At 60.5% G+C, this 25,879-nt stretch carries 33 protein-coding genes and 1 pseudogene; 22 read left to right on the plus strand and 12 right to left on the minus strand.

What is annotated here, in order from left to right; translation table 11 throughout:
- Positions 1–88: 88 nt before the first annotated feature.
- Complete coding sequence (locus QRN41_RS04985; RefSeq protein ID WP_285421246.1) at positions 89–1,021, minus strand: site-specific integrase; 933 nt, start codon at positions 1,019–1,021, stop codon at positions 89–91.
- A gap of 170 nt (positions 1,022–1,191) precedes the next feature.
- On the opposite strand from QRN41_RS04985, the gene QRN41_RS04990 reads away from it, so the two are divergent.
- A complete protein-coding gene (locus tag QRN41_RS04990) occupies positions 1,192–2,199 on the plus strand; it encodes a DNA-binding protein (protein WP_285421247.1) in 1,008 nt (335 codons plus the stop codon).
- Here QRN41_RS04990 and gorA read toward each other — a convergent pair whose 3' ends face one another.
- Positions 2,200–3,558 (minus strand): glutathione-disulfide reductase, encoded by a 1,359-nt coding sequence (gorA, locus tag QRN41_RS04995; RefSeq protein WP_094065758.1) that lies wholly within the window; start codon positions 3,556–3,558, stop codon positions 2,200–2,202.
- A gap of 105 nt (positions 3,559–3,663) precedes the next feature.
- Positions 3,664–4,503 carry a UTP--glucose-1-phosphate uridylyltransferase GalU gene (gene galU / locus QRN41_RS05000; RefSeq protein ID WP_003173830.1) on the minus strand — a complete coding sequence of 280 codons (840 nt, stop codon included), beginning with the start codon at positions 4,501–4,503 and terminating at the stop codon, positions 3,664–3,666.
- 308 nt (positions 4,504–4,811) lie between these two features.
- On the opposite strand from galU, the gene QRN41_RS05005 reads away from it, so the two are divergent.
- Positions 4,812–4,997, plus strand: coding sequence for a hypothetical protein (locus QRN41_RS05005; protein WP_016969599.1), 186 nt, complete (start codon positions 4,812–4,814; stop codon positions 4,995–4,997).
- A 143-nt stretch (positions 4,998–5,140) separates the two neighbouring features.
- Positions 5,141–5,422 (plus strand): hypothetical protein, encoded by a 282-nt coding sequence (locus QRN41_RS05010; RefSeq protein WP_034098001.1) that lies wholly within the window; start codon positions 5,141–5,143, stop codon positions 5,420–5,422.
- A gap of 10 nt (positions 5,423–5,432) precedes the next feature.
- On the opposite strand, the gene QRN41_RS05015 is transcribed toward QRN41_RS05010, so the two are convergent.
- From QRN41_RS05015 to QRN41_RS05030, 4 genes are all read right to left on the minus strand, one after another.
- The gene (locus QRN41_RS05015) at positions 5,433–5,663 is read right to left on the minus strand and encodes a hypothetical protein (protein ID WP_034098003.1); all 231 of its coding nucleotides are present in this window, start codon (positions 5,661–5,663) and stop codon (positions 5,433–5,435) included.
- Positions 5,664–5,738: 75 nt separating this feature from the next.
- The gene (locus QRN41_RS05020) at positions 5,739–6,662 is read right to left on the minus strand and encodes a c-type cytochrome (RefSeq protein ID WP_167417133.1); all 924 of its coding nucleotides are present in this window, start codon (positions 6,660–6,662) and stop codon (positions 5,739–5,741) included.
- Positions 6,659–7,306, minus strand: a complete 648-nt coding sequence (locus QRN41_RS05025) for a c-type cytochrome (protein ID WP_167417132.1) — start codon at positions 7,304–7,306, stop codon at positions 6,659–6,661. Before QRN41_RS05025 ends, QRN41_RS05020 begins: the two co-directional genes overlap by 4 nt.
- A 174-nt stretch (positions 7,307–7,480) precedes the next feature.
- Positions 7,481–7,831 (minus strand): hypothetical protein, encoded by a 351-nt coding sequence (locus QRN41_RS05030; RefSeq protein ID WP_034098008.1) that lies wholly within the window; start codon positions 7,829–7,831, stop codon positions 7,481–7,483.
- A 213-nt stretch (positions 7,832–8,044) separates the two neighbouring features.
- On the opposite strand from QRN41_RS05030, the gene QRN41_RS05035 reads away from it, so the two are divergent.
- The 11 genes from QRN41_RS05035 (at position 8,045) to QRN41_RS05085 (ending at position 17,771) form a co-directional block, all read left to right on the plus strand.
- A complete protein-coding gene (locus QRN41_RS05035) occupies positions 8,045–8,347 on the plus strand; it encodes a DUF1883 domain-containing protein (protein WP_003191319.1) in 303 nt (100 codons plus the stop codon).
- A gap of 24 nt (positions 8,348–8,371) precedes the next feature.
- A complete protein-coding gene (locus QRN41_RS05040; RefSeq protein ID WP_094065762.1) occupies positions 8,372–8,539 on the plus strand; it encodes a hypothetical protein in 168 nt (55 codons plus the stop codon).
- 4 nt (positions 8,540–8,543) lie between these two features.
- Entirely contained in the window at positions 8,544–9,209 is a 666-nt protein-coding gene (alkB, locus tag QRN41_RS05045; protein WP_040268404.1) for a DNA oxidative demethylase AlkB, read from the plus strand.
- A gap of 75 nt (positions 9,210–9,284) precedes the next feature.
- Positions 9,285–10,337, plus strand: a complete 1,053-nt coding sequence (ada, locus tag QRN41_RS05050; RefSeq protein WP_167417131.1) for a bifunctional DNA-binding transcriptional regulator/O6-methylguanine-DNA methyltransferase Ada — start codon at positions 9,285–9,287, stop codon at positions 10,335–10,337.
- A gap of 109 nt (positions 10,338–10,446) precedes the next feature.
- On the plus strand, positions 10,447–11,505 hold the full coding sequence (locus QRN41_RS05055) for an NAD(P)H-dependent flavin oxidoreductase (protein WP_167417130.1): 1,059 nt from the start codon (positions 10,447–10,449) through the stop codon (positions 11,503–11,505).
- 98 nt (positions 11,506–11,603) lie between these two features.
- Positions 11,604–12,356, plus strand: a complete 753-nt coding sequence (gene modA / locus QRN41_RS05060) for a molybdate ABC transporter substrate-binding protein (RefSeq protein WP_034138041.1) — start codon at positions 11,604–11,606, stop codon at positions 12,354–12,356.
- Positions 12,357–13,037, plus strand: a complete 681-nt coding sequence (gene modB / locus QRN41_RS05065; RefSeq protein ID WP_034138040.1) for a molybdate ABC transporter permease subunit — start codon at positions 12,357–12,359, stop codon at positions 13,035–13,037. It abuts the gene before it with no gap.
- A gap of 5 nt (positions 13,038–13,042) precedes the next feature.
- On the plus strand, positions 13,043–14,122 hold the full coding sequence (gene modC / locus QRN41_RS05070) for a molybdenum ABC transporter ATP-binding protein (protein ID WP_167417129.1): 1,080 nt from the start codon (positions 13,043–13,045) through the stop codon (positions 14,120–14,122).
- A gap of 79 nt (positions 14,123–14,201) precedes the next feature.
- The gene (locus QRN41_RS05075; protein ID WP_167417128.1) at positions 14,202–15,251 is read left to right on the plus strand and encodes a DNA topoisomerase IB; all 1,050 of its coding nucleotides are present in this window, start codon (positions 14,202–14,204) and stop codon (positions 15,249–15,251) included.
- Positions 15,252–15,374: 123 nt separating this feature from the next.
- Positions 15,375–16,997: an ATP-binding cassette domain-containing protein gene (locus tag QRN41_RS05080; RefSeq protein WP_285421248.1), complete on the plus strand. Its 1,623-nt coding sequence runs from the start codon at positions 15,375–15,377 to the stop codon at positions 16,995–16,997.
- A gap of 69 nt (positions 16,998–17,066) precedes the next feature.
- The gene (locus QRN41_RS05085; protein ID WP_285421249.1) at positions 17,067–17,771 is read left to right on the plus strand and encodes a YoaK family protein; all 705 of its coding nucleotides are present in this window, start codon (positions 17,067–17,069) and stop codon (positions 17,769–17,771) included.
- A gap of 145 nt (positions 17,772–17,916) precedes the next feature.
- Here the strand turns inward: QRN41_RS05085 and QRN41_RS05090 are convergent, their stop codons facing one another.
- Positions 17,917–18,270 (minus strand): hypothetical protein, encoded by a 354-nt coding sequence (locus tag QRN41_RS05090; RefSeq protein WP_285421250.1) that lies wholly within the window; start codon positions 18,268–18,270, stop codon positions 17,917–17,919.
- Positions 18,271–18,449: 179 nt separating this feature from the next.
- On the opposite strand from QRN41_RS05090, the gene QRN41_RS05095 reads away from it, so the two are divergent.
- Positions 18,450–18,665, plus strand: coding sequence for a hypothetical protein (locus tag QRN41_RS05095; RefSeq protein WP_034098026.1), 216 nt, complete (start codon positions 18,450–18,452; stop codon positions 18,663–18,665).
- 154 nt (positions 18,666–18,819) lie between these two features.
- Here QRN41_RS05095 and QRN41_RS05100 read toward each other — a convergent pair whose 3' ends face one another.
- The 3 genes from QRN41_RS05100 to QRN41_RS05110 form a co-directional block, all read right to left on the minus strand.
- Complete coding sequence (locus QRN41_RS05100) at positions 18,820–19,131, minus strand: AzlD domain-containing protein (RefSeq protein WP_034138036.1); 312 nt, start codon at positions 19,129–19,131, stop codon at positions 18,820–18,822.
- Positions 19,128–19,823 carry an AzlC family ABC transporter permease gene (locus QRN41_RS05105; protein WP_047882167.1) on the minus strand — a complete coding sequence of 232 codons (696 nt, stop codon included), beginning with the start codon at positions 19,821–19,823 and terminating at the stop codon, positions 19,128–19,130. The genes QRN41_RS05100 and QRN41_RS05105 overlap by 4 nt, the downstream gene beginning before the upstream one ends.
- 71 nt (positions 19,824–19,894) lie before the next feature.
- Positions 19,895–20,110: a hypothetical protein gene (locus QRN41_RS05110; protein WP_003191339.1), complete on the minus strand. Its 216-nt coding sequence runs from the start codon at positions 20,108–20,110 to the stop codon at positions 19,895–19,897.
- A 174-nt stretch (positions 20,111–20,284) separates the two neighbouring features.
- Here QRN41_RS05110 and QRN41_RS05115 point away from each other — a divergent pair, with 174 nt between their 5' ends.
- From QRN41_RS05115 to QRN41_RS05145, 7 genes and pseudogenes are all read left to right on the plus strand, one after another.
- Entirely contained in the window at positions 20,285–20,641 is a 357-nt protein-coding gene (locus QRN41_RS05115) for a metalloregulator ArsR/SmtB family transcription factor (protein ID WP_034098032.1), read from the plus strand.
- A gap of 19 nt (positions 20,642–20,660) precedes the next feature.
- On the plus strand, positions 20,661–21,944 hold the full coding sequence (locus tag QRN41_RS05120) for an arsenic transporter (protein WP_285421251.1): 1,284 nt from the start codon (positions 20,661–20,663) through the stop codon (positions 21,942–21,944).
- A 12-nt stretch (positions 21,945–21,956) separates the two neighbouring features.
- A complete protein-coding gene (locus QRN41_RS05125; protein ID WP_285421252.1) occupies positions 21,957–22,427 on the plus strand; it encodes an arsenate reductase ArsC in 471 nt (156 codons plus the stop codon).
- A 77-nt stretch (positions 22,428–22,504) separates the two neighbouring features.
- A pseudogene (gene arsH / locus QRN41_RS05130) lies at positions 22,505–23,125 on the plus strand (arsenical resistance protein ArsH); the annotation flags it as partial.
- 53 nt (positions 23,126–23,178) lie between these two features.
- Positions 23,179–23,970 (plus strand): AraC family transcriptional regulator, encoded by a 792-nt coding sequence (locus QRN41_RS05135; protein ID WP_094065774.1) that lies wholly within the window; start codon positions 23,179–23,181, stop codon positions 23,968–23,970.
- A gap of 75 nt (positions 23,971–24,045) precedes the next feature.
- Entirely contained in the window at positions 24,046–24,657 is a 612-nt protein-coding gene (locus QRN41_RS05140; protein ID WP_034098042.1) for a LysE family transporter, read from the plus strand.
- An 84-nt stretch (positions 24,658–24,741) separates the two neighbouring features.
- Positions 24,742–25,269 carry a DinB family protein gene (locus QRN41_RS05145; protein WP_123479835.1) on the plus strand — a complete coding sequence of 176 codons (528 nt, stop codon included), beginning with the start codon at positions 24,742–24,744 and terminating at the stop codon, positions 25,267–25,269.
- 2 nt (positions 25,270–25,271) lie between these two features.
- On the opposite strand, the gene QRN41_RS05150 is transcribed toward QRN41_RS05145, so the two are convergent.
- Positions 25,272–25,730, minus strand: a complete 459-nt coding sequence (locus QRN41_RS05150) for a GFA family protein (RefSeq protein ID WP_123479836.1) — start codon at positions 25,728–25,730, stop codon at positions 25,272–25,274.
- Between the last annotated feature and the right edge of the window lie 149 nt (positions 25,731–25,879).

The raw sequence follows: 25,879 nt of genomic DNA on the forward strand, positions 1-25,879 counted from the left end.
ACCCAGTCTCTCGATAGATGGCTCATTGGCAAACCTGATGCTGATGATTGGTTTTCCCTATCAGGTCACCCTATTAATAGAAGAAAACTCAAATCAATGGCTGGTTAGCCAGCGTCATACCAAGAAAGGGCGTCGCTTCAACATAGCGCATGGCGGATTTCATGTCGTTCCAGCCGACATAACTCATCAATGACTTCATATCCCAGCCATTGCGATGGGCCCACGTAGCGAACCCACGCCGCAGCGAATGGCTGGTGTAGTGCTCGGCCGCGATGCCGGCGCGCTCAAGTGCCTGGCGCAGCAGCGGGATGACGCTGTTGGAATGCAAGCCCTTCTCCCCTACATTGCCCCAGCGGTCGATACCACGAAACACCGGCCCGCGCACCAATGCCGCCGTACTTAGCCAATCGCCATAGGCCTGCACTGGGCACAGGCGCAGCAGAGCCGGGGTGTGGTAGGTCTTGCCCAGGTTGTCGCGATCACTTTTGCTGCGCGGCACATACAAGCTGATTCCGGCCCCCGGTGTGACCTGCACATGCTCCACTTGCAAGCGGCATAGCTCGTCACTGCGAAAGCCACGCCAGAAGCCCAGCAGGATCAACGCCCTGTCGCGCGTGGCCCGCAGCAGCCGTGCCGTGTCCTGGGACTCGTTCGCTTGCTGCGCCTCCTGCTCAAGAAAAGCCACCACCTGCTCCAACTGCTGGAGTTGCAGCGGCTCGGCTTGCTTTTCCCGCGCGGGGTGCACCGCACGGATGCCCTTGAGCACCTTACGCACCACCGGCGCCTTGGTGGGATCAGGAAAGCCTTGGCTGGTATGCCACTGCGCCAGCGCCGAGAGCCGCAACTTCAAGGTATTGACCGCCAGCACACCCGCGTGCGCGACCAAGTAGCGCGCCACGCTGTCGCTGGTCGCCGGCAGAAAGCCGCCCCAGCTCACTTCGAAATGTTCAATGGCCGCGCGGTAGCTACGGCGCGTGTTATCGCGAGTGGCGGCGTTGAGGTATCGATCCAGATCGCTCATGGAGGGCCTATTCGTACTGGAAACGGGGACAGTTGCGCTGAAGACACGCATGACGCGGGATAATACGCCAATATCCCATCTGTTAACTTCATAATTTGAACATGAAATAATCCATGTTAGAGTACGTAACTACATACTACGTACCACAGTACTAAATCGACGGAGACCTCATGGCGCGCGGCGGCATCAATAAAGCAGTGGTTCAAACGGCACGCTTGGCGATCATCGCCAGAGGCGAACACCCCAGCATCGATGCAGTACGCATCGAGATGGGCAATACCGGCTCCAAGACCACCATTCATCGCTACTTGAAGGAGTTGGATGAGAGCGAATCACGCGTCACCATCACCGAGGCGCCCATCGACGAAGAACTGAGCGAGCTGGTCGCGCGGCTGGCCCAGCGTCTCAAAGACAAGGCTCAGGAGCCGATCGACCTGGCCTTGGCGCAATTCGAACAAGAGAAAACTGCCCTGCACGCCCAGCTGCAAACCCTGCAGGACGCCCATCAGCAGCTTCAGCAGCAATTCGATATTCAAGCCGCTGCCCTGGCGGAAGAAAGCGCAGCCTTGCAAACCGCCAGCACCAGCCTGCAAACCGAGCAGACCCGCAATGCCGGGCTCAGCCAGGCGTGCAGCGATTACGAGTTGCGCCTCAACGATAAAGATGAGCAGATCCGCTCGCTGGAAGACAAACACACCCACGCGCGGGATGCCCTGGAGCACTACCGCAGCGCCATCAAGGAACAGCGCGAGCAGGAACAGCGGCGTCACGAAAGCCAATTGCAGCAAGTTCAGGCAGAGCTACGCCAGGCCCAGCAAAGCGCCATGGTGCGTCAGGATGAGATCACTCAATTGCATCGGGATAATGAGCGGCTGCTGATCGAACACCGGGTCACAGCGAAAGAGCTGGCGGCATTGCAGGAAAAATTCCAGAAAGATCAGACCGAGCACCGCCAGCTCAGCGAACAGCTCAACCGTATCGACGGCGAGCGCACCTTGCTTCAAGAGCGTCTGCGCGTGGCGCTGCTGGACAGCCAGTCGCGACAGGCAGCACTGACTGAATACCAGCAAGCCAACAAAACCCTGGAACTGGACCTGCTCAAGGCCCAGGCCAGTATCGAAGCCTTGCGTCTGGCCGCCGTCGTTGCAACGGCGCCAGAGACCAAGCCAACCGACTGATCAGTCGGCCACTGGCGTGCGCATGGTGACGAATTCTTCCGCCGCCGTAGGATGCACGCCTATGGTTTCGTCAAAATGCCGCTTGGTTGCGCCCGCCTTGAGCGCGATCGCCAGGCCCTGGACGATTTCGCCCGCGTCCGGACCGACCATATGGCAGCCCAACACCTTGTCGGTATCGGCATCCACCACGAGCTTCATCAGGGTCTTTTCCTGGCAGTCGGTCAGGGTCAGCTTCATCGGGCGGAAGCGACTTTCGAAAACCTGGACGTTATGGCCGTTCTTCTTCGCCTCCTCCTCTGTCAAACCTACAGTGCCGATATTCGGCAGGCTGAACACCGCTGTCGGAATCATCGCGTAATCCACTGGGCGATACTGCTCGGGCTTGAATAGGCGACGCGCCACGGCCATGCCTTCAGCCAGGGCAACCGGAGTGAGCTGCACGCGACCGATCACATCGCCGATGGCCAGGATTGAAGGTTCGGTCGTTTCGTACTGATCATTGACCTGCACGAAGCCACGCTCGTCGAGAGCGACCCCGGTGTTTTCCAGGCCCAGGTTGTCCAGCATCGGACGCCGGCCGGTCGCATAAAACACGCAGTCCGCCTCCAGCACACGGCCATCCTTGAGCGTGGCCTTCAGGCTGCCATCGGCTTGTTTGTCGATGCGTTCGATATCGGCGTTGAATTGCAGGTCCAGGCCGCGCTTGGTCAACTCTTCCTGCAGATGCTTGCGCACCGAGCCGTCAAAGCCGCGCAAGAACAAATCACCGCGATACAGCAGGCTAGTCTGAGCGCCCAGGCCATGGAAAATCCCGGCAAACTCAACGGCGATATAACCGCCGCCCACCACCAGCACGCGCTTGGGCAACTCCTTGAGGAAAAACGCTTCATTGGAGCCAATGGCATGTTCGCGCCCTGGAATCTCCGGAATCTGCGGCCAGCCACCCGTGGCGATCAGGATGTGCTTGGCGGTAAAGCGCTCACCATTGATTTCCACCTGATGCGGATCCACCAATCGCGCGTGTCCTTCGTGCAGGGTCACGCCGCTGTTGACCAGCAGGTTGCGATAGATGCCATTGAGGCGATTGATCTCGCGATCCTTATTGGCGATCAACGTCGCCCAATCGAAATTCGCCTCGCCCAAGGACCAGCCAAAGCCGCTGGCCTGTTCGAAGTCTTCGGCAAAATGCGCGCCGTACACCAAGAGCTTTTTCGGCACGCAGCCCACGTTCACACAGGTGCCGCCCAGATAGCGGCTTTCCGCTACGGCAACCTTGGCGCCAAACCCTGCGGCAAAACGCGCCGCGCGAACACCGCCGGAACCGGCGCCAATTACATACAGATCAAAATCGTAGGCCATTTCACTCTCCTCGGCAGGACACCAGCATACCGACTTACATGGGGCTGAAAAACGAAAAAGCCACCCGAAGGTGGCTTTCTCTTAAAACCGGCGAACAGGCGTGAATCAGTATGCCTTGCCAGTCTTGTAGAAGTGCTCGTAGCAGAAGTTGGTGGCTTCGATGTAGCCTTCCGCGCCGCCGCAGTCGAAACGCTGGCCCTTGAACTTGTAGGCAATCACGCAGCCGTCTTTGGCTTGCTTCAACAGAGCGTCGGTGATTTGGATCTCACCACCCTTGCCTGGCTCGGTTTCTTCGATCAACTTGAAGATGTCCGGGGTCAGGATGTAGCGACCGATGATCGCCAGGTTCGATGGAGCATCTTCCGGTGCAGGTTTCTCGACCATGTCGCGTACGCGGATCAGGCCATCACCAATGTCATCACCGGCGATCACGCCGTACTTATTGGTTTCGGTCGGGTTCACTTCCATCACAGCAACGATGGTGCAGCGGTATTTCTGGTACAGCTTGACCATCTGGGTCAGTACGCCGTCGCCTTCCAGGTTTACGCACAGGTCGTCCGCCAGTACCACGGCGAACGGTTCGTCACCGATCAGCGGACGGCCGGTCAGAATCGCGTGGCCGAGGCCTTTCATTTGCGTCTGGCGGGTGTAGGAGAACGAGCACTCGTCCAGCAGCTTACGGATGCCGACCAGGTATTTTTCCTTGTCGGTGCCCTTGATCTGATTTTCCAGCTCGTAGCTGATGTCGAAGTGGTCTTCCAGGGCGCGCTTACCGCGACCGGTCACAATGGAGATTTCATTCAGACCGGCATCCAGAGCTTCTTCCACACCGTACTGAATCAGTGGCTTGTTCACCACCGGCAGCATCTCTTTGGGCATGGCCTTGGTCGCTGGCAAGAAGCGAGTGCCGTAACCGGCTGCTGGGAACAAGCATTTCTTGATCATATGGGTCCTTACAAAGGGCTATGCGTACGGAATTCGGCGCAGTCTAATCAGGCCGCAGCCACCTTACAATGGGTCCTGCTGGCGTTGCGATGTCATCATAGAGAAAAAATCTCAGCGTAAGTTCCACTTATCTTACAAACAGCACTGCCGTTACTTCGGCAAAAATACCCACTGCTTATTGTTTCAATCTGCTGAAGCCTTTTTATCACGCTGGCGCGCTGGAACATTGACCTGGATTAACTTGCCCTGAACCCTGACATTTGGCGCTATCATTGCGGCCTTGAACCAGACCACGAGATTGTTAATAGATGTCAGAACCCAAAGGTGTGAACGGCTACCTGATTACCCAGCGCGCGGACGGCTGGCATTTGATCAACTTCCACGGCGACAGCGTCGCTGGCACCTTCGCCACCGAACGTGAGGCGATCGCAGTGGCCGAAGTGTTCGTGGATGAGGCCGGCCACGCTTCGAGCAAGCGCCCGAAAGGCAAGTAAGCGTCAGCCTTCACCTATGAAGCCCCTGAGAATGGGGCTTTTTTGTGTTTGTCTGTACGCAGATGGCAGTTCGCTATAATCTTCGCCAAACGCCCCACGACAGTGTCAGCGCTCCCCTCCTACACCCTTAATGACGAACACTTATGAACAAGATTCTGGCACTTACTGCGGCACTGGCACTCGCCGGCTGCACCACCACCTCGGACGTCTACCTGAAAAACGGCGAACAAGGCCTGACCATTGATTGTTCCGGCGAAGCCAATTCCTGGGCCAGCTGTTACGAAAAGGCCGACGCTTCATGTGCAGGCACCGGCTACCGTATTGTCGGCACCGAAGGCACGCCGTCACTCAAGGAAAGCGAGAAAACCCTGGGCCAGGACGTTGGCAACTACAAAAGCCGCAGCGTCGTCGTGGTGTGCAAATAAGCGTCGGCGCTTACAGCTGAATGTCGGCGAACTTGATGCCCAGGCCGCGAATGGTCTCGATCAGATCGTCCAGGCGCTGGAACGACTCCACTTCGTCCTGATCGTCCACCAGGAAAAAACTGCGTCCACCGCTTTTTTTGAAGAAAACGATCCACTCGCCGAGGTCGGCAGGATTCTGGATGACATGGGTGGCCGAGATCTGACCCTCGGCATGGCGGGCTCTGACATCTTCACGTTTCATAACTGGCTTCCAGAAAAGACAAATACCGCGCGAACCCGGGCTCGCACGGCATTTTTGCATTGAATAGTCGACAGTCTAACGGATGCCCTGCCCGATCAGCACGCCCTCTACGGTTTGGCCATACAAATTGACGCCGTCGTTGGCGTGGAACTTCAGTCGGGTCTTTTCCACCGAGCCGTCCACCAGGCGCGGATCCTGCGGCCGTTCGTGGCTGTTGACGTAGGCCGCCACATCCCAGGCCTGCTGGTCGCTCAAACTGCCGCCTTTACCCAGTGGCATATTGTGTTTGATAAACGACGCGGCCGTATTGATGCGGTGCATGCCCGCGCCCCAGTTGTAGGAATCCTTACCCCATAGCGGTGGCATCGCATAGTCGTCACCTACCTTTTGCCCTTGGCCTTGCGGCCCATGACACACCGCACACTGCTCTCCATAGACCTGTGCGCCCCGAGCCAAGCTGTAACCGTCTGCCGGTTGCGCTACCTCTGGGTACCCGCGCCCCGGCAGCTCGACGCCCAGCGGCGCTTTACTGGCCAGCCAATAGGAATATACCGATAAAGCGGTGATTTCCGGGCTGTCGGCGGCCGGCGGGGTGCCGCCGTTCATGCTGAATTGGAAACAGCCCTGCAACCGCTCGGCGTAGGTGTTGACCTTGTCGTTCTTCTTTCTATACGCCGGATACATAGGATACGCCGCCCACAACGGCGCCGAGTTGGCCAGGCGGCCCTGGTTGAGATGGCAATTGCTGCAATTGAGGCCGTTGCCGACAAACTGCGGGGCCAGACGTTTGGTGTCGACGAACAAGGCATATCCCTGCCTGACCGACTTGCCATAGGCATTGTCGGGCAAGTCTTTCTCCGCCGGAGGCTGGAACACGCTGGCTGACGATTCGACCGAATGGGGCACTAACTGGGATTGGTCTTCCATGGCGATGGTTGCGGCATGGCTTGGCAGGACCATCAACAGCCCGACAGCGGGAGTGATCAGATGCGCCTTCATGGCTTAGCCTCCACGTTCAATGACGCGAAGTACTGAGCCACACCCTGGACTTCCTCGGCGGTCAGTGACTTGGCGATGTGCCCCATCAGATCATTGGCATCGTTGCGGCGAGTGCCGTTCTGCCAGGCGCTCAACTGCGCAGCCAGATAAGCCGCAGGCTGGCCGGCCAGTGGCGGGAACGCGTCACCGATGCCGCTGCCGGCCGGACCGTGACAACTGACGCACGCAGGAATCTGTCGCTCCCACGCGCCTTGCCAGGCAAGTTGCTGCGCGGCTGTGGTCGGCATTTCGCTGCGGTGCAGCGCAGCCGGTGCTGGCGCTGGCATCGCGGCGATGGCTTGGCTCAGTGCGTCCACCTCCGCCGGTGTCAGGGCAATTGCCAGCGGGCGCATCACCGGGTTGCTGCGGCTACCGCTTTTGAAATCTTCCAGCTGCTTGCGTACATAGGCCGCCGGCAGCCCCGCCAACCGCGGGAAACCAGCCGCCGCCATGCCTGAACCATCCGCACCATGGCAAGCCACACAGGGCATGGCGCCCGGCTGCGCACCGCCTTCCATAAAAATTTTCTTACCATCCAGCGCCTGGGCGTTATCCATCAGCAAAAGCAGCGCGCTACTCATCAGCACTCGTTGCAGAGCTTTCATCACGACTCCGTTTTTATTGTTAATGAGTTGATGCAATTACGGCATAAACCTTACAAAGCGTAGGGCAATGACCCTGCTTCCACAACATTAACGCCGAGAATAAAAAAGCCTGACACTGCAGCGGCAGGGCCAGGCTTTTATCGGATTCGAAGTCTGATGATGAGACTCAAAGGATCAGCCGGAGATGCAGTCCTCACCGGCTTTTTTCACATCGCCCGGACGAATCGGCACATTCGACATGCTCTCGTAGAGCTTGATGCTGCTGCCGCTGGAGCGTTCCTCAATTTCAAAAATCGCCGATGGGTCGGCCGAGAACTTCTGCGGCACGATCACCCTGACACCTTCCTTGTGCGGCTCGATCTGCGGTGGCCGACGGGTAGTGGAGAGTTTCTGCACAACACATGCGGCGTATTCCTGCGGCTTCTTACCGGAAATCACTGCCAACGTTGGCGGGGTCTGCTTGATGTCTGCAACCGAAGCACATCCACCCAACGCCAAGGCCAGAACCAACACACTCCACTTCATATAAAAACCTCCGATAAAGACCCTACGACAGCGGGGATGGTAAATTTCTCCCGGACACGTAGGATTTATCCCTGATCACACGGTAAATAACTGTTTTAAATTGTCGACGCCGTTGAAGACGGGCCGATAATAAACGCGCTGGGGCTGATAAACTCCATCTTAACCTACGTATCATTCTGATTTTTCAGAAAAAGCCCTTCTGGAGACACTCCCATGAAATTTATCCACCAGCGCGAGCACCTCAACGAGGGAGATATTGTCGTCATCGAATGCTCGCAAACCTGCAATATCCGTCTGATGAGCGACGCGAACTTTCGCAGCTTCAAAAACGGCGGCCGCCACACTTACCATGGCGGTGCGTTCGACAAATTCCCTGCGAAGATCACCGCGCCGAGCACCGGTTTCTGGAACATCACCCTGGATGTGGTCACCCGCCGCGCCATCAGCGTGACCCGCAAACCTGCGCTGTCCCACAAGATTCGTATCGTGCGTCGTACCAGCTCCAAGCTGAGCTGATCCGCCCTTCCACAGGAAATAACCGTGACTGCCACCACCAAATACGTGATCAAGTACAAGCTCAACGGCGAGCGCCGCTTCGAGTTTGCCCACCTGCACAGCAACGACTTGGAAGAAGCCAAGCAAGCTTTGGCGAAAATTCACGGGGCCAGTGATGAAATTACCGACATCACTGTGAGCAAGGCGCTCTAAGCCCATGCCCGGCCCCACTGCGGACCTGTTCGCCGACCACGCCTTGCAGCAACCCGCAGGGCGTGAGCAGATCGGCGAACAGTCCTACGTGCTAAGGGGTTATGCCCTGCCTTGGATTGATCGTCTTCTGCCAGAACTGCGCCGCGTGTTGGCGCAAGCACCGTTTCGCCAAATGGTTACCCCCGGTGGCTTTACCATGTCGGCAGCGTTGAGCAGTTGCGGTGACCTGGGCTGGACCACCGACACCACCGGCTATCGCTACACCCCCTTCGACCCGCGCACCCAACAGCCTTGGCCCGCCTTGCCCGAAGCCTTGCGGGCATTGGCTGTAGAGGCGGCGGCCGAGGCCGGTTTCGCCGCCTTCGCCCCCGACGCCTGCCTGATCAACCGCTATGTGGCCGGGGCCAAGATGTCGCTGCACCAGGACAAAAACGAGCGCGATTACGCAGCGCCCGTGGTGTCAATATCCCTGGGCCTGCCGGCGATCTTCCTGTTCGGTGGCCATGCCCGTGCAGACAAACCGCAGAAAGTCTCGCTGTTCCATGGTGATGTGGTGGTCTGGGGCGGGGTGGACCGCCTGCGCTTTCATGGGGTGATGCCGATCAAAGACGGGGTGCATCCGGTGATGGGCCCGCAACGCATCAATCTGACGCTACGCACCGCCGGTTGATTTGACCGCAAGCTTCGGAGTGTCAGGCGGTCTCGGCGCGGTTAATCTGACCGGGATCCGTCAAGAGTGCCAAGCATGACTATCGAACAAGATCCCCGCTGGGCTGCCATTGTGGCCCGTGACAGCAACGCCGATGGGTCGTTTGTGTATGGCGTTAAGACCACCGGTGTCTATTGCCGCCCCAGCAGCGCCTCGCGGCTGCCGCGCCCGGAGAATATTGAGTTTTTCGACACCCCGGCGCAGGCCGAAGCCGCCGGCTATCGCCCCAGCAAACGCGCGAGCGGCGACCGGACACAACTGGCCGCCCACCATTCACAATTGGTGGCCGATGCGTGCCGGCATATCGAGCAGGCCGCCACTGCGCCGAGCCTCAATACCCTCGCTGACCGAGCCGGTCTGAGCCCGTTCCATTTCCATCGCGTTTTCAGGGCCGTGACGGGCCTGACGCCCAAGGGCTACGCCAATGCCCATCGGTCCCGCAAAGTGCGCGACGGGCTTAAGGGCCAGCATTCCGTGACGGCTGCGCTGTACGACGCCGGTTTTAATTCCAACAGTCGTTTTTATGAAGCGGCCGATCAGGTGCTTGGCATGAAACCCAGCGACTACAAGGCCGGCGGCGCTCACAACGCTATTTGGTTCGCCGTCGGGCAGTGCTCGCTGGGGGCGATTTTGGTGGCGCAGAGCAGTCGAGGCGTCTGTGCGATCCTGCTGGGTGACGACCCCGAACAACTGCTGCGCGACCTGCAAGACCAATTCCCCAAGGCCGAACTGGTGGGCGCCGATGGCCCATTCGAAAGGTTGGTGGCCCAGGTCGTCGGCTTTGTCGAGGCGCCCGCGCTGGGCCTGGATTTGCCGTTGGACCTGCGTGGCACCGCGTTTCAGGAGCGTGTGTGGCAAGCCTTGCGGGATATCCCAGTGGGCAGCACCGCCAGTTATGCGCAGATCGCCCAGCGCATCGGCGCCCCCAAGTCGTTTCGTGCCGTGGCCCAGGCGTGCGGCGCTAACAGCCTTGCGGTGGCAATCCCTTGCCATCGGGTGGTGCGCAGCGACGGCGAGCTGTCCGGCTACCGCTGGGGCGTTGCGCGCAAGCAGGCATTGCTTGAGCGCGAACGTAACGGCAAAAGCTGATAGCCCTGCACGAAACGTCCACAGCGTCCAGTGAATAAAACAGACTGGCCGCGTGGCATACGCCCTGCTAAAAACAGCGAAACCACTGACCTTCGCTGGAGACCCATCCATGAGCACCTGGCCTGACACACGGATTCTCGACTTGCTCGGCATCGAGGTACCCATCATCCAGGCGCCCATGGCCGTCGGCACCACGCCCGCCATGGTGATTGCCGCCAACCAGGCAGGCGCGTTGGGCTCGTTGCCCGCGGCCGCGCTGAGTATCGAGCAGCTGCGTGAAAGCCTCAGCGTCATCCGTGCAGCCAGCAACCGGCCAATTAACGTGAACTTCTTCTGCCATCAGCCGCCAGCGCCGGACGACGCTCGCGACCAACGCTGGAAAGCCCTGCTGCAACCGTTCTACCGCGAACTGGGCGCCGATTTCGAGGCGCCGACGCCGGTGTCCAACCGTGCGCCGTTCAACGACGAGGCGTGTCAGGTGGTAGAAGCGTTCCGTCCCGAGGTCGTCAGTTTCCACTTCGGGCTGCCGGAAAAAGCCCTGTTGGATCGGGTCAAAGCCACGGGAGCCAAGGTGCTGTCGTCGGCCACCACGGTGGAAGAAGCCCTATGGCTAGAGGCCCACGGGTGCGATGCGATCATCGCCATGGGCATCGAGGCTGGAGGTCACCGGGGCATGTTCCTTAGCGATGACCTCAACACTCAGATCGGCCTGATGGCGCTGGTGCCGCAGATCGTCGACGCCGTCAGCGTGCCGGTGATCGCCGCGGGCGGTATCGGCGACGCGCGGGGCATCGTCGCGGCGTTCGCCCTGGGCGCCTCGGCGGTGCAGGTCGGCACGGCGTACCTGTTTACCCCCGAAGCCAATGTGAGCGCGGCCCATCACTATGCGTTGCGCCACGCCCAGGCCAGTGAAACCGCCTTGACCAACCTGTTCACCGGCCGCCCGGCGCGAGGCATCGTCAATCGAGTCATGCGCGAATTGGGCGCGATGAATCCAGCCGCGCCGGCATTTCCCCGCGCCGGCGGCGCCTTGATGCCGCTCAAAGCCAAGGATGAAGGCGGCTTCAGCAACCTGTGGTCAGGCCAGGCCTTGCGTCTGGGCCGTGACATCGGCACCTATGGACTGACGCGTCAATTGGCCGAGCAGGCGCTGGCCAAACTCACGTAATCCGTTGCGGCAACGTTGCACTGTACCGGCAGTGGCCAACCGCTATATAGTCCCGTACATAGCGATTACTCACGCCGTGCATTCCAAGGAGCTGCTTCATGCTGATTCATGCCTCACGCCTGGCCGTCCTGGCTACCGCCCTCGTGTTCGGCTCGGCCCACGCCGATGAAGTCCAAGTGGCGGTGGCGGCCAATTTCACCGCACCGATCCAGGCGCTGGCCGCCAGCTTCGAACAGGACACCGGCCATAAACTGGTCGCGTCCTACGGTGCCACCGGCCAGTTCTACACCCAGATCAAGAACGGCGCGCCCTTTGAAGTGTTCCTCAGCGCCGACGACAGCACCCCACAGAAACTCGAAAACGAAGGCGATACAGTCAAAGGCTCGCGCTTCACCTACGCCGTGGGTACCTTGGCGCTGTGGTCGCCTCAAGCTGGCTATGTCGATGCCAACGGTGAGGTGTTAAAACGCAATCAGTTCAAGCACTTGTCCATCGCCAACCCCAAAGCCGCGCCCTATGGCCTGGCCGCCACCCAGGTATTGGCCAAACAGGGCCTGAGCGACCAGGTCAAGGACAAGCTCGTCGAAGGCCAGAACATCACCCAGGCCTATCAGTTCGTTTCCACTGGCAACGCCGAGCTGGGCTTTGTGGCCTTGTCGCAGATCTATAAAGACGGCAAAGTCACCCGCGGTTCGGCGTGGATCGTCCCCGCGGCCTTGCATGACCCGATCAAACAGGACGCGGTGATCCTCAACAAAGGCAAAGACAGCGCCGCTGCCAAAGCGCTGGTCGAATACCTCAAAGGGCCGAAAGCCGCTGCCGTTATCAAATCCTACGGTTACGAGCTGTAAATGCCCCTATCGAGTGCCGACTTTTCCGCGATCTGGTTGACCATCAAACTGGCATCACTGACCACCGTGATCCTGCTGGTCATCGGCACTCCGATTGCCCTGTGGCTGTCACGTACGCGCTCCTGGTGGCGCGGGCCGGTGGGGGCGATCGTCGCCCTGCCCCTGGTGCTGCCACCGACGGTGATCGGCTTTTACCTGCTGCTGAGCATGGGGCCCAACGGTTACTTCGGCCAGTTCACCCAGTGGCTGGGGCTGGGCACCCTGACATTCAGCTTCGCCGGGCTCGTGATTGGTTCGGTGATCTATTCCCTGCCGTTTGTGGTGCAGCCGTTGCAGAACGCTTTTTCGGCCATCGGCACGCGGCCTTTGGAAGTCGCTGCAACACTGCGCGCCGGGCCGTGGGACACGTTCTTCAGCGTCATCCTGCCCCTGGCGCGGCCAGGGTTTGTCACCGCTTCCATTCTGGGTTTTGCCCACACCGTGGGTGAATTCGGTGTGGTGCTGATGATCGGCGGCAATATTCCGGACAAGACGCGCGTGGTGTCGGTGCAGATCTATGACCATGTCGAAGCCATGGAATACGCCCAGGCCCATTGGCTGGCCGGCGCCATGGTGGTGTTCGCCTTCTTTGTGTTGCTGGCGCTCTACTCCAGCCGTAAAACCAACATGGGCTGGAACTGATATCGATGATGGAAATACGCCTGCAACTGTCGTACTCCGGCTTTGCCCTCGATGTGGACCTGCACCTGCCCGGGCGCGGCGTCACTGCGCTGTACGGGCATTCCGGCTCGGGCAAGACCACTTGCCTGCGCTGCATCGCCGGGTTGGAGCGGGCCCGCGACGGCTTTGTGCGGATCAACGATGAGGTCTGGCAAGACAGCCGCAGCGGCCTATTCGTACCACCGCACCAGCGTCCTTTGGGGTATGTGTTCCAGGAAGCGAGCCTGTTTGCGCATTTGTCGGTGCGCGCCAACCTGGCATTCGGCCTCAAGCGCACACCGCGCGCGCGACGGCGGGTGGACATGGCTCAGGCCACCGAACTGCTGGGCATCGGCCACTTGCTCGAACGTCACCCGCAGCACCTGTCCGGCGGCGAGCGCCAGCGCATCGGCATCGCCCGCGCTCTGCTTACCAGCCCGCGCTTACTGCTGATGGATGAGCCCCTGGCGGCCCTCGACAGCCAGCGCAAAAGCGAAATCCTGCCGTACCTGGAACGCCTGCACGACGAGTTGGACATCCCGGTGCTGTACGTCAGCCATGCCCAGGATGAGGTGGCGCGCCTGGCCGATCACATCGTGCTGCTCAGCGACGGCAAGGCCTTGGCCAGCGGTCCCATCGGCGACACGCTGGCACGCCTGGACCTGCCCCTGGCGCGTGGCGATGAAGCGGGTGTGGTGATCGACGGCGTGGTCACTGCCTACGATGCGCACTACCAATTACTCACGTTGCAGTTGCCGGGCAGCGCCTCGACCATGCGCGTGGCCCACGCACCGCTGGGCGTCGGCCAGGCCCTGCGGGTCAAGGTGCAGGCTCGTGACGTGAGCCTCAGCCTGCAGGCCGAAGAACACAGCAGCATCCTCAACCGTTTGCCAGTGACCGTTACCGAGGAAATCGCCGCGGACAATAGCGCCCATGTACTGGTGCGCCTGGACGCCGGTGGCACACCGTTACTGGCGCGCATCACACGGTTTTCCCGCGATCAGTTGCAATTGCATCCCGGCCAGGCTCTGTGGGCGCAGATCAAGGCCGTGGCGGTGCTGGCCTAGCAAACCTTTTGGCACGACCGCACACAGCTGCGGTCCATCAGACATACCGGCCTGATTTTGTTGCCAAGGAACCTGACCCATGCCCGACTCCGCGCTGCCCGCCGACCTGCCTCGCGACTTGCATTACGTTGATGACACCCAACCGGGCATTCGCCGCAAGAAAGTGCGCGGCAAATTCCAGTACTTCGACCCCAAGGGCGAACGCATCACCGATGCCGAAGAGATCCATCGTCTCAACGCCCTGGCAGTGCCACCGGCCTACACCGACGTGTGGATCTGCGCCGACCCGCGCGGCCACCTGCAAGCCACCGGCCGCGACGCCCGTGGGCGCAAGCAATACCGCTACCACACGCGCTGGCGCGAAGTGCGCGACACCGACAAGTACGCGCGCTTGCAAGCCTTCGGCAATGCCCTGCCAAAACTGCGCAAGCAGCTGGAAGCACAACTGGCCGAGCCCGGTTTCACCCGCGAGAAAGTCCTGGCTACCGTGGTGATGTTGCTGGACGCCACCCTGATCCGCGTCGGCAATACCCAATACGCCCGCGACAACAAATCCTATGGCTTGACCACCCTGCGCAACCGTCATGTGGACGTCAAAGGCAGCGAAATCCAATTCCAGTTTCGCGGCAAGAGCGGCGTCGAGCACCAGCTCAGCGTGAAGGACCGCCGCCTGGCAAATGTGGTGAAACGCTGCATGGAATTGCCGGGACAGAACCTGTTCCAGTACTTGGACGAGAACGGCGAGCGCCACACGGTCAGCTCTCATGATGTGAATGCCTATCTGCACAGCCTCACCGGCGAAGACTTCACCGCCAAGGACTACCGCACCTGGGCCGGCACCGCCATGGCGTTGGCGGTGCTGCGCGAGTTGGAGTGGCAGCCCGAATCCGATGCCAAGCGCCATGTGGTGTCGATGGTCAAGGATGTCGCCAAACAGCTGGGCAATACTCCGGCGGTGTGCCGCAAGTGTTACATCCACCCGGCGGTGCTGGAGCATTTCAGCCTTGGCGAGTTGTCGAAATTGCCCAAGCCGCGAGTGCGCAAAGGCTTGAAAGCCGAGGAAGTTGCACTGGCGATGTTCCTGGAACGACTGGCGGCCGACTTGCCGCAAAAGGCCAAGGCAGGGTAGGCTCTGCCGCCCTCCTGTTCTCTAGGACGACCGCCGACGTGAACCACTAAGCCTTCCAAAATGTATCCGCAACCAGCGCCACGCGCGCTAGTTGGCCTGTCCGACATTTTTTTGGAGGTGCTGATGACTCTCGTCAAACGGCTGCCCGCAATGATTTCCCTGCAACACGTTACCTTCCAGTTCGCCAATGGCGAAACCTTGCTGGCTGACGTGAACCTGTCCATCGATCACACCTCCACCGGTATTGTGGGACGCAATGGCCGTGGCAAAAGCGTGCTCGCGCAATTGATCGCCGGGGTGCTTGTGCCTTCATCCGGCTCGATCTCCCGCTCGGCCAGCGCGGTCTATGTGCCGCAACGGGTGGTGGTCAATCCGGGAATGAGCGTTGCCGATCTTAGCGGCACTGCCAACGTGCTGGCAGCGCTGGAACGCATGGCTGCGGGCGCGGCGCACATCGACGATTTTGACCTGATCGACAATCGCTGGGATCTGCCCGAACGTCTGCGCGCGGCCCTGGATGAAGCCGGTCTGGCGTCACTGGCGGCGGATTCATCGGCCGAACAACTCAGTGGCGGCCAACTGGCGCGGGTAGTGCTGATCGGCGCCCTGTTGGCGTCGCCACAGGTGCTGGTACTCGACGAGCCCACCAACCACCTCGACAGCGATGGCCGCGCCTGGCTGATGCGAGCGCTGGGCCAGTGGCGCGGCGGCTTGGTGGTGGTCAGTCACGATCGGCCATTGCTCGATAGCCTGGGGCGCATCGTCGAAGTGTCGCCCCTCGGTCTTCACGTCTATGGCGGTAATTACGAGACTTATCGCCGGCAACGCGACGCCGAGCAACAGGCCGCCGTCGCGGCATTGGAACAGGCGCGCCTGGAGCGCAGTCGCGAACGCCGTCGCCTACAAAAGGACCACGATACACTGCAACGCAATGCCGCCCGTGCTCACCAGCACGCACAAACCGCGAATGTGGACCGGTTTACCCAGGCGCGCTGGAAGCGCACCGCCAGCGAAGTGGTCAGCAGCGTGCGCAGTGAGCAATACGCGCGTAAACAACAACTGGATACTCAAGTCCGCCAAGCCCATGAGCGCGTGGAGGAACAGTCGCCGACATTGATCCCCTTGCCGGCGTCGACGGTGCCTAAGGGGCGGCTGGTGCTGAGGTTGGTGGATGCATGCCTACCATGGTTGCATACACCCGCACTGACGCTCAGTTTGACGGGCCCCGTGCGAGTAATCGTGCAGGGCCCTAACGGTTGCGGCAAATCCACCTTGCTCAAAGTGCTGGCGGGCGATTCCCACCCGGTCAGCGGTGAGTGTTGTGTGCCGGTGCCCACCGCGTACATCGATCAGCAACTGGCCTTTCTGGAGGACCGACGCTCGGTTATCGAGCACCTCAATCTGCTCGAAACGCCGCTGGCCGAAGGCGAGCTGCGTACTCGCCTGGCTTTGCTGCAACTGAACGCCGTGCGTGTGACTCAGCCGGTCGCGCAGCTCAGCGGTGGCGAGCGTTTGAAGGCCGCGATGGCGATTGCCCTGTGGCGTGAAATCCCGGCGCAATTATTGTTGCTGGACGAACCGACCAACCACTTGGACCTGGAGTCGGTGCTTGCCTTCGAACACGCGTTGCAAGGGTTTGCGGGCGCATTGGTGGTGGTATCCCATGACGAGGCGTTTGTCCGGGCCATCGGCCCGACCCATCGGTTGCAGTGGACATCCACAGGATGGTGCCTGGAAGCTGTCTGAGATCATTGCGCGTAAGGTCAAAGCGTCCTACCGTAGTGGCCGGATAATCTCACCGAGGAACCCGCGTCCATGCTGCCTCCGCCCCGCAAACCGTACGCCAACGCTGCACTGGCTCATCGACGCTTATGGCGAGGCCGCATCGGCATGATGCTGGTGGGCAGCTTATCGGTGCTGGCGGGTATGACGGATGCCATTGGCTTTATGGCCAGCGGCGACTTCGTTTCGTTCATGAGCGGTAACACCACCCGCCTGGCGGTGGCTATCGGCGCTGGCGACCACAGCCTGACTCTACGACTACTGTTGCTGGTCGCCACCTTTGTTCTGGGGAACGCGCTGGGGATCGTGGTCAGCCGATTCAGCCGGCGCCACGCCCTGCCGCTGCTGCTGTATATCGCTGCGCTGCTGTGCTGCGGCGCCTTTTGGCCATTCGAAGACATGTTGCCCGCGCTACTGGCTGCCATCGTGGCCATGGGCATGCTTAACGCGGCGGTCGAGGAAGTGAATGGTCTGCCGGTGGGCCTGACCTATGTGACCGGCGCACTTTCGCGTTTCGGTCGCGGGGTGGGCCGTTGGCTGCTGGGCGAACGTCGCAGCGGTTGGAGGGTGCAACTGATTCCATGGGGCGGCATGTTTGTCGGCGCCGTGATCGGTGCAGTGTTGCAGCAGCACATGGGCCTGCGCGCGCTGTGGGTCAGCGCTGCATTGGCGGCGGTGTTGGGGTTGGTGTCGTTGAAGATTCCGCGGCGTTGGCACTTGGGTTACATGCCGCGCTGATCAAGGGAGGATGCTCGCCCGGCGCGACGGCCTTGACGTCCGTGTACTGGTAAAGAGCCATCACCCCGGGCGAGCGAGGTGAATCATAAGCCAATGCCCAACGCCTGTCCCGCCGGGCGTTTCCGAATATGACTAAGGCAAGGGACTACAGACAGGTCGCCAGCGCGGCCAAGCGACGCTTGGCGGGCATCGTGTTTTCGGCGGCGTAGTACTTGACGCTGGAACCTGCGCCTACGCTCTGAATGTCGACGAAGTAATCGCCGCCAGTGGTGTACACGGTGAAACCACCCGCCTCGCTCGGTTCCTTGAAGCCACCGGCGTCCACGCCGAACACACTTTCATCCTGCCAGCCGAACTGAATGCACTCGGCAACCACCAGTGTGGCCTTGTCCGATGCCAGGGTTTTGTAGGGTGCGCCGGTGCGCGCCTCGTTCATCTTCGAACCCGCGCAACCGCTCAGTACCGCCAGTGCCAATGCGCCCAATACCACGTTCCGCATGCCATCGCTTCCTTGGAAAAAACGCGACTCTACCATTTACGGGCACCCGCCAAAGACTATTACGTGGCTCTGGTGGTGCCTGATCGAGGTTGGAGTGGCATCGGCATAAACATGGCACTATGATGCCGCGGTCGGCTTCACTGAAGAGGTCGACCGGTTATTTTCTACAAGGAAGCGTCATGAAAGATTTCGTTATCAGCGTTAACAACACGGTTTTGTACATCGCCCTGGCCTTCGTCTGGTTGATCGGTCTGGTGTCGATGTTCAGCGCCAGCTTCCTGTCGGGCCTGGCGGTGCTGGTCGGGGGAACGTTGACGTGGTGCATCATTTCCGGCTTCTGGTTCGTCCAGTCGGCCACCTACGAAGAGCTGCGCAAGCTCAACGCAAAAAACTGATGCCCTGAAGCGGCCCCGATTGGGGCCGCTTTGCTTTGGCAGGATAAATTTACCTTCACTGTGATACGCGCCGTAGCCACCTACACTGGCCGGGCTCATTTTTATGAAGTCTTCCTTCTGCCCGCTCTCCCGCGGGCTTTTTTTCGCCTGGGTTTTAAAGCCACCAGCGCAGCAAATAGAACACCGCCATGCTCAGCAACACGGTGAGCAGCACATTGCGCGTCCAGACCATCAACCCCACCGCGCAGAGGCCGGCGAGCCAATACGGATTGGTCGGGCTCAAGTTGAGGTGATGGTCGGCCAGGAAAATAATCGGCCCGCAGATCGCCGTCAGCATGCCCGGCACCGCAAACCCTAGAAACTCTCGCGCACCGCGATTAAGGCGCACCGGCAGACGCGGCTCAATAAACAGATAGCGGTTGAAGAACACCACCAGGCCCATGGCCACAATCATCAGGTAAATCATCGTTGCCCTACCCCCAGTCGCTTACAGGCAAACCCGGCGCTCATGCCCAGCAAACCCGACACCACCACGGCCGACTCCCACTGCAAAAAACTCAGCCAGACCGAGCACAGCAACGCCACCGCCACGCACACCACCGTCGGTACATCGCGCACCACCGGGGTTATCAACGCGATGAAGGTCGCGGCAATCGAAAATTCGAGCCCTAGCTGGTCCAGGCCCGGAATGCTCTTGCCCAGCACAATGCCGGCCAGGGTGAACAGGTTCCAGATGATATAGAAGGTCAGCCCCACGCCCAGGGCGTACCAGCGATTGAAGGTCTGGCGGTCGTAGTGGCTGACCAACGCGAAGAACTCATCGGTCAGCAAGAACCCCAGGCTGATACGCCAGCGGGTACTTAAAGGAGAAAGCACTGGCCGCAGGTGCATGCCGTAGAGCAAATGCTGAGAGGTCAGCAGCAAGGTGGTCAGTACGATCGATATCAGGCTGGCGCCACTTTTGACCATACCGATGGCCACCAACTGCGCAGCGCCGGCGAACACGATGGTCGACAGCCCCTGGGCTTGCAACGGGGTGAATTGCGCATCGATGGCCATGGAGCCGGCGAGCAGCCCCCACGGCGCGCAGGCCAGGGATAACGGAATAACGGCGATCGCACCGCGCGCGAACGCATAACGGGGTAAGGCAGCAGGCATAAAAACGGCTCATCGACGGACAGTCGCCAAGCATGCCAGCGCGCCGAGGCGCCTGTCTTGAACGATATTGCTCAGGCGAGTTTCACGGACACTTGTTCCACCGAATCCCGCGCTTCGCGCAACTCGTAGGCATCTTGGTTGAGCCGGTGAATGGTGTTGAGCAAGCGTTGACGCAACACCTCGTCGCCGAGTTTTTCCACGGCGCGCATCAGATCGAACGCCGCGGTTTCGTTATTTTCCGCGACGGAATCCAGGGTTTTGCGCAGGTTGCGAGTGGCTCGGGTCACGCGGGGTCTTCCTTCATCTGCAATGGGGAGGCACTCTAAGACATGAGTGTTTCATTTTAATTTCAAACACTTGTGGTTGATCTTCACGAACTTGATCCACATCAATCGAAACAAGATTTGACCGAAACATATGGAAATACGTATATTCGAATAAACGTATATGCGGATGGAACCATGTCAGACCTCCTGTCTCCTCCCGAACTGTTCAAATGCCTGGCCGACGCTACCCGTGCCCGCCTGACGTTGTTGATCCTGCGCGAAGGCGAACTTTGCGTGTGCGAACTGATCCATGCTCTGGGCGACAGTCAGCCGAAAATTTCCCGCCACCTTGCGCAATTGCGCAGCGGCGGGTTGCTGGTGGACCGTCGCCAAGGCCAGTGGATCTACTACCGTCTCAATCCGGCGCTGCCCGACTGGGTGCATCAGGTGCTGACCACTACGTTGCAAGCCAACCAGCCATGGTTGCACGACGACGCGCAGCGTCTGGGTGCAATGGGCGACAGACCACAACGGGCCAGCAACTGCTGCTGAGCCATCGGAGCGTTAATTCATGCTTGTCGCAATCGCCATTTTTCTGTTCACCATCGTGCTGGTTATCTGGCAACCCAAAGGCCTCGGCGTCGGCTGGAGCGCCAGCCTCGGTGCGATCCTGGCCTTGGCCTGCGGTGTCATCAGCCTGGCGGATATCCCGGTGGTGTGGCACATCATCTGGAACGCCACCGGTACCTTTGTTGCGTTGATCATCATCAGCCTGTTGCTCGATGAGGCCGGCTTCTTCGCCTGGGCCGCCTTGCATGTAGCGCGGTGGGGCCGTGGGCGCGGCCGACGTCTGTTTGCGTATATGGTGCTGCTCGGTGCGCTGGTGTCGGCGCTGTTCGCCAACGACGGCGCGGCGCTGATCCTTACGCCCATCGTGATGTCGATGCTGTTGGCACTGCGCTTTTCGCCGGCGGCGACCCTGGCGTTCGTGATGGGCGCGGGCTTTATTGCCGACACCGCGAGCCTGCCGTTGGTGGTATCGAACCTGGTGAATATCGTTTCGGCCGACTACTTCAAGATCGGTTTCAACCAATACGCGGCGGTGATGGTGCCGGTCAACCTGGTCAGCGTCGCGGCTACGCTGGTGGTGCTGCTGTGGTTTTTCCGCCGGGATATTCCCCAGAGCTACGACCCGGCCGACCTGGATGAGCCCGTCAGCGCGATCCACGACCGCGCCACGTTTCGCGCCGGCTGGTGGGTGCTGGGCATTCTGCTGGTCGGCTGTTTTGCCCTGGAACCGTTGGGCATTCCCATCAGCGCGATTTCCGCCGTGTGCGCCGTGCTCCTGCTGGTAATCGCCGCAAAGGGCCACAAAATCTCCACACGCAAAGTGCTCAAAGAAGCACCGTGGCAGATCGTGATTTTTTCCCTGGGCATGTATCTGGTGGTCTATGGCCTGCGCAATGCCGGTCTCACTACTTACCTGGCCACCTGGCTCGATACCTTCGCCACCTATGGCGTGTGGGGTGCGGCCATGGGCACGGGGGTACTGACGGCACTGCTGTCATCGGCGATGAATAACCTGCCGACGGTGCTGATCGGCGCGCTGTCCATCGAGTCCAGCCATGCGGTGGGCGTGGTCAAGGACGCGATGGTCTACGCCAACGTGATCGGCAGCGATCTCGGCCCGAAAATCACCCCAATCGGCAGCCTGGCCACGTTGCTGTGGCTGCATATCCTGGCGCGCAAAGGCATCACCATCACCTGGGGTTACTACTTCAAAGTCGGCATTGTGCTGACCTTGCCAGTGCTGCTGATCACCCTCGCCGCCCTCGCCTTGCGCTTGAGTGTCTGAAGGAGCCGTTTCATGAAAGTCCTGTTTATGTGTACCGCCAACAGCTGTCGCAGCATCTTGTCCGAAGCCGTGTTCAACCACCTGGCGCCGGCAGGTTTCCAAGCGGTCAGTTCCGGCAGCTTTCCCAAAGGCCAAGTGCTGCCCCGCAGCCTGAGCACGCTGCAAGCAGCCGGTATCAGCACCGAGGGTTTGTACAGCAAGGGCAACGACGCCTTCGAAGACAGCCCGCCGGACCTGGTGATCACCGTGTGCGACAAGGCCGCTGGCGAAGCCTGCCCGGTGTACTTCGGTCCGGTAATGAAAACCCATTGGGGGTTGGAGGACCCGTCCGACGTCGACGGTGATGACGCACGCCTCGATGCCGCCTTCCAGGCCACCCTGGAAACCATCGAAAGCCGTTGCCGGGCCTTTTTTGCATTGCCGTTCGAGCGTTTGTGCCCGGCAGAACTGAAGGCTGAACTGGAGCGCATTGCGCAACTGTGACAGGAGCAAACAATGAGCACGCTGCCGAATCTCGATGCAGGCCTTTCCCCCCTCTTCACACTGGGCCGACCCCCGCGCCGCGTATCTTGCTGCTCTATGGCTCGACGCGGCCACGCTCGTTCAGCCGCTTGCTGGTGGAGGAAGCTGCACGCTTGCTGGAGCATTTCGGCGCTGAGACCCGGATATTCAACCCCAGCGGTTTGCCGCTGCCGGACGATGCTCCCAGCGACCACCCCAAGGTCCAGGAATTGCTGACGCTGATGCAGTGGTCCGAGGGCCAGGTATGGTGCTCGCCCGAGCGGCACGGTTCGATGAGCGCGGTATTCAAGGCGCAAATCGACTGGGTTCCCCTGGCACTGGGCGCCGTGCGCCCCACCCAGGGCAAGACTCTGGCGGTGATGCAAGTGTCCGGCGGTTCGCAGTCGTTCAACACCGTCAACCAACTGCGCGTCCTGGGCCGCTGGATGCGCATGTTCACCATCCCCAATCAATCCTCGGTGCCCAAGGCGTTTCTGGAATTCGATGAACACGACCGCATGAAGCCTTCGGCGTTGTATGACCGCGTTGTGGATGTGATGGAGGAACTGGTGAAGTTCACGGTGCTGCTGCGCGATCGCCCGGACCTCGTCGACCGCTATTCAGAACGCAAGGAAAGTGCCGACGAGTTATCGCAGCGGGTCAATCAACGGTCGATCTGAATGACCGGGCCCGGTTATGCTCAGAAGCTTGCGTTTTCTACCGAGTCGATTGAATGAACGACATGCACCACGCCTGGCTGGGCAGCTACGAAATCAGCAGTACGCACTGCACGGGCTTGAACTTCGCCCGCCACAGCCACGACGAGTGCGTGATCGGCGTGAATCTTATCGGCGAGGAAAACGTGTGGCTCGACCGGCGTGAGTTTGTCGCCGGACCGGGCAGCATCACTCTGTACAACCCCGGACAAATCCAGGGCGGCGGCGCGGCTGACGGTGCGCCTTGGCAATTTGTCAGTCTGTATGCCACGGCGGATCAGCTGGCCCACGACCTGGGGCTGGCGTACGTGGAATTCGATCGCGCCGTGTGCTTTCAGCCAGCCCTTGCCCAGCGCCTGGCGGCTGCGGTGCACGGCGCCTTGAGTACCGATGCGCTGATACGGGAATTGAACGAGGACGCCCTGGTCCTGGCGCTCGCCGAGGTGGTCAGCCTCAGCGGCGTGCGCCTGCCCAGCGCCACGGCCCCCGGTAACAGCCTGATCAGCCGTGCACAGGAATTGCTCGCCGAGCAGTTGCATCAGTCGCTGCCGCTGGAACAGTTGGGCGATGAGCTGGGGCTGTCCAAATTCCATCTGCTGCGCACCTTCCAGAAAGAAACGGGCCTCAGCCCGCGCCAATGGGCCATGCAACTGCGCACCCGTCGTGCCAAAGGTTTACTGCGCAACGGTGTATCGGCCGGCCAGGTCGCCCATGACCTGGGCTTCGCCGATCAGAGCCACCTCAATCGGCATTTTCGCGCCGCCTATGGCATCACGCCGGGGCGCTATCAAAACGTGCTGCAGCGCTGAACAACGCAATCTGATCCAAGACACCTGTGCGACGCGGCGGCACACTGCCGACCATCACTGGATGGGAACGCGGGCATGCTGACGATTTTTCTTTACGCACTGGTATTCGGTTTTGTCTTTTGCCTCTCTCCCGGTGCGGTGCTGGCCGAGACCCTGCGCCGTGGCTTGCTGCACGGATTCACCCCGGCGTTGCTGGTGCAAGTCGGCTCGCTGGTGGGCGATGCGGTATGGGCAGTGATCGGTCTAACCGGCATTGCGCTGTTGATCCAGCATGATGCCGTGCGTGTGCCCCTGACGGTGATCTGCGCGTTGTACCTGGCCTGGCTCGGCGTGCGCAGCCTGCTGGATGCCTGGCGCTTGCCGGCCATGGACAATGCCCCGGCCGGCTCCGGGCAGAGTGCGCTGGCAGTGGGCGCGGCGATCTCGCTGGCCAACCCGAAAAACATTGTGTACTGGGGCGCGCTGGGCAGCGCCTTGTCTGGCATCGTCGGCGCCACGCCGAGCCATGGGCAGACGCTGATGTTCTTTGCCGGGTTTATGCTCGCCTCGGTGTTGTCGTGTTTCTTGACCGCCGCGCTGGTCAACCTGATGCGCAAGCATGCCTCGGCGCGATGGCACCGCATCAGTTATGCCACGTGCGGGCTGGTTTTGATCTATCTGGCCGTACTCGCTGCGCAGGGTATTTGAAGCGGTTGCGTCCAAGCGTCCGATGATGCGGGCACGCTGCTCAAGCACTATGATGGCTCGGTCCTCCACCCCCGGGCATGGCACATGAACCGCATCGAACATTTCACACTCTTGGCCACCTACAACCAGTGGATGAACCGCAAGGTCTACGCCGCCGCCGGCAGGCTGAGCGACGCTGACTTACGCATGGACCGTCACGCGTTCTTCGGTTCGATCTTCGGCACCCTCAACCACCTGATCCTGGGCGACACCGTGTGGCTCAAACGCTTTGCCGAGCACCCTGCCGACTACCCGGCGCTGGCCCCATTGAGCAGCGTCGCCCTGCCCCCGGACCTCAAACAACTGGCCTTCGCCGACCTGCATGAATTGTCCGCACGGCGCGCCTGGCTGGACCAGATGATTATCGACTGGGCTCACAGCCTGACCGAGAGCGACCTCGATCAGCGCCTGCACTACCACAATATGCGCGGCGTTGGCGCCAACAAACCATTCGCCAGTCTCATCGTGCATTTTTTCAATCACCAGACCCACCACCGAGGCCAGGTAACCACCCTGCTGACCCAGGCGGGCCAGGATGTGGGCGACACCGACCTGCTGGCGCTGATCGACTGAGATCAGTGCGAGGTCAGCTCGGCATAGGCCTGCATCAAGCGTGGAAAGTCCTCGGGCGCGGGCAATTGCGCGAAGCTTTCGACCGCCGGCGTGAGCGCCCACGGCAGCTTTTCACAGGTCCAGGTCTCCATGAACGGCGCAAAATCGGCCGCGCTGTCCAACATCGTTGCCCGCACGTTAACGAAGCCGTCGATGCCATGGGGGCGCGTAAATAACCAACTCATACAGTGGGGGCAGCAGTAATGGCGGTCCGCGCCGTGCAGGCCACCGATCACCGGGGAACCTTGGGTGACGGTAAACGCATCCGCGGTGAATAGCGCACTCAAAGAGAACGCACTGGCGCTCATCTTTTGGCAGCCGGTGCAATGACAGGCCATGGTCATCACCGGTGCATGGGCCACGCGCAAACGCACGCGATTACAGCGGCAACCGCCTTCTCGTGGCAGGTCTTCGATACGCATCACACTCTCCTGTTTATGATGGGACGCGCCAGCGTAGCGGTATTCGCGCCACTCTGCAGCCTCGGGTGCGGCGCCCAACCTGGCTGAGTACCGTATACGCAAATAATCCCGCGTCTCCATCATTCCTCCATAAAACCTCCCATGAAAGC

The organism is Pseudomonas sp. efr-133-TYG-23, assembly GCF_030209215.1.
Taxonomy (GTDB): domain Bacteria; phylum Pseudomonadota; class Gammaproteobacteria; order Pseudomonadales; family Pseudomonadaceae; genus Aquipseudomonas; species Aquipseudomonas rhodesiae.

Excerpts from the sequence above, each read along its gene's own strand:
- QRN41_RS05055 (WP_167417130.1), top strand. The coding sequence starts at position 10,447 with ATGAGCACCTGGCCTGACACACGGATTCTCGACTTGCTCGGCATCGAG.
- QRN41_RS05075 (WP_167417128.1), top strand. The coding sequence starts at position 14,202 with ATGCCCGACTCCGCGCTGCCCGCCGACCTGCCTCGCGACTTGCATTAC.
- QRN41_RS04990 (WP_285421247.1), top strand. The coding sequence starts at position 1,192 with ATGGCGCGCGGCGGCATCAATAAAGCAGTGGTTCAAACGGCACGCTTG.
- gorA (WP_094065758.1), bottom strand. The coding sequence starts at position 3,558 with ATGGCCTACGATTTTGATCTGTATGTAATTGGCGCCGGTTCCGGCGGT.
- QRN41_RS05100 (WP_034138036.1), bottom strand. The coding sequence starts at position 19,131 with ATGATTTACCTGATGATTGTGGCCATGGGCCTGGTGGTGTTCTTCAAC.
- QRN41_RS05140 (WP_034098042.1), top strand. The coding sequence starts at position 24,046 with ATGCTGACGATTTTTCTTTACGCACTGGTATTCGGTTTTGTCTTTTGC.
- QRN41_RS05085 (WP_285421249.1), top strand. The coding sequence starts at position 17,067 with ATGCTGCCTCCGCCCCGCAAACCGTACGCCAACGCTGCACTGGCTCAT.
- alkB (WP_040268404.1), top strand. The coding sequence starts at position 8,544 with ATGCCCGGCCCCACTGCGGACCTGTTCGCCGACCACGCCTTGCAGCAA.
- ada (WP_167417131.1), top strand. The coding sequence starts at position 9,285 with ATGACTATCGAACAAGATCCCCGCTGGGCTGCCATTGTGGCCCGTGAC.
- modB (WP_034138040.1), top strand. The coding sequence starts at position 12,357 with ATGCCCCTATCGAGTGCCGACTTTTCCGCGATCTGGTTGACCATCAAA.
- QRN41_RS05005 (WP_016969599.1), top strand. The coding sequence starts at position 4,812 with ATGTCAGAACCCAAAGGTGTGAACGGCTACCTGATTACCCAGCGCGCG.
- QRN41_RS05080 (WP_285421248.1), top strand. The coding sequence starts at position 15,375 with ATGACTCTCGTCAAACGGCTGCCCGCAATGATTTCCCTGCAACACGTT.
- QRN41_RS04985 (WP_285421246.1), bottom strand. The coding sequence starts at position 1,021 with ATGAGCGATCTGGATCGATACCTCAACGCCGCCACTCGCGATAACACG.
- QRN41_RS05115 (WP_034098032.1), top strand. The coding sequence starts at position 20,285 with ATGTCAGACCTCCTGTCTCCTCCCGAACTGTTCAAATGCCTGGCCGAC.
- QRN41_RS05010 (WP_034098001.1), top strand. The coding sequence starts at position 5,141 with ATGAACAAGATTCTGGCACTTACTGCGGCACTGGCACTCGCCGGCTGC.
- QRN41_RS05105 (WP_047882167.1), bottom strand. The coding sequence starts at position 19,823 with ATGCCTGCTGCCTTACCCCGTTATGCGTTCGCGCGCGGTGCGATCGCC.
- QRN41_RS05145 (WP_123479835.1), top strand. The coding sequence starts at position 24,742 with ATGAACCGCATCGAACATTTCACACTCTTGGCCACCTACAACCAGTGG.
- QRN41_RS05120 (WP_285421251.1), top strand. The coding sequence starts at position 20,661 with ATGCTTGTCGCAATCGCCATTTTTCTGTTCACCATCGTGCTGGTTATC.
- QRN41_RS05095 (WP_034098026.1), top strand. The coding sequence starts at position 18,450 with ATGAAAGATTTCGTTATCAGCGTTAACAACACGGTTTTGTACATCGCC.
- QRN41_RS05030 (WP_034098008.1), bottom strand. The coding sequence starts at position 7,831 with ATGAAGTGGAGTGTGTTGGTTCTGGCCTTGGCGTTGGGTGGATGTGCT.
- QRN41_RS05015 (WP_034098003.1), bottom strand. The coding sequence starts at position 5,663 with ATGAAACGTGAAGATGTCAGAGCCCGCCATGCCGAGGGTCAGATCTCG.
- QRN41_RS05020 (WP_167417133.1), bottom strand. The coding sequence starts at position 6,662 with ATGAAGGCGCATCTGATCACTCCCGCTGTCGGGCTGTTGATGGTCCTG.
- modA (WP_034138041.1), top strand. The coding sequence starts at position 11,604 with ATGCTGATTCATGCCTCACGCCTGGCCGTCCTGGCTACCGCCCTCGTG.
- QRN41_RS05035 (WP_003191319.1), top strand. The coding sequence starts at position 8,045 with ATGAAATTTATCCACCAGCGCGAGCACCTCAACGAGGGAGATATTGTC.
- QRN41_RS05025 (WP_167417132.1), bottom strand. The coding sequence starts at position 7,306 with ATGAAAGCTCTGCAACGAGTGCTGATGAGTAGCGCGCTGCTTTTGCTG.
- QRN41_RS05150 (WP_123479836.1), bottom strand. The coding sequence starts at position 25,730 with ATGCGTATCGAAGACCTGCCACGAGAAGGCGGTTGCCGCTGTAATCGC.
- QRN41_RS05090 (WP_285421250.1), bottom strand. The coding sequence starts at position 18,270 with ATGCGGAACGTGGTATTGGGCGCATTGGCACTGGCGGTACTGAGCGGT.
- modC (WP_167417129.1), top strand. The coding sequence starts at position 13,043 with ATGATGGAAATACGCCTGCAACTGTCGTACTCCGGCTTTGCCCTCGAT.
- QRN41_RS05125 (WP_285421252.1), top strand. The coding sequence starts at position 21,957 with ATGAAAGTCCTGTTTATGTGTACCGCCAACAGCTGTCGCAGCATCTTG.
- QRN41_RS05135 (WP_094065774.1), top strand. The coding sequence starts at position 23,179 with ATGAACGACATGCACCACGCCTGGCTGGGCAGCTACGAAATCAGCAGT.
- galU (WP_003173830.1), bottom strand. The coding sequence starts at position 4,503 with ATGATCAAGAAATGCTTGTTCCCAGCAGCCGGTTACGGCACTCGCTTC.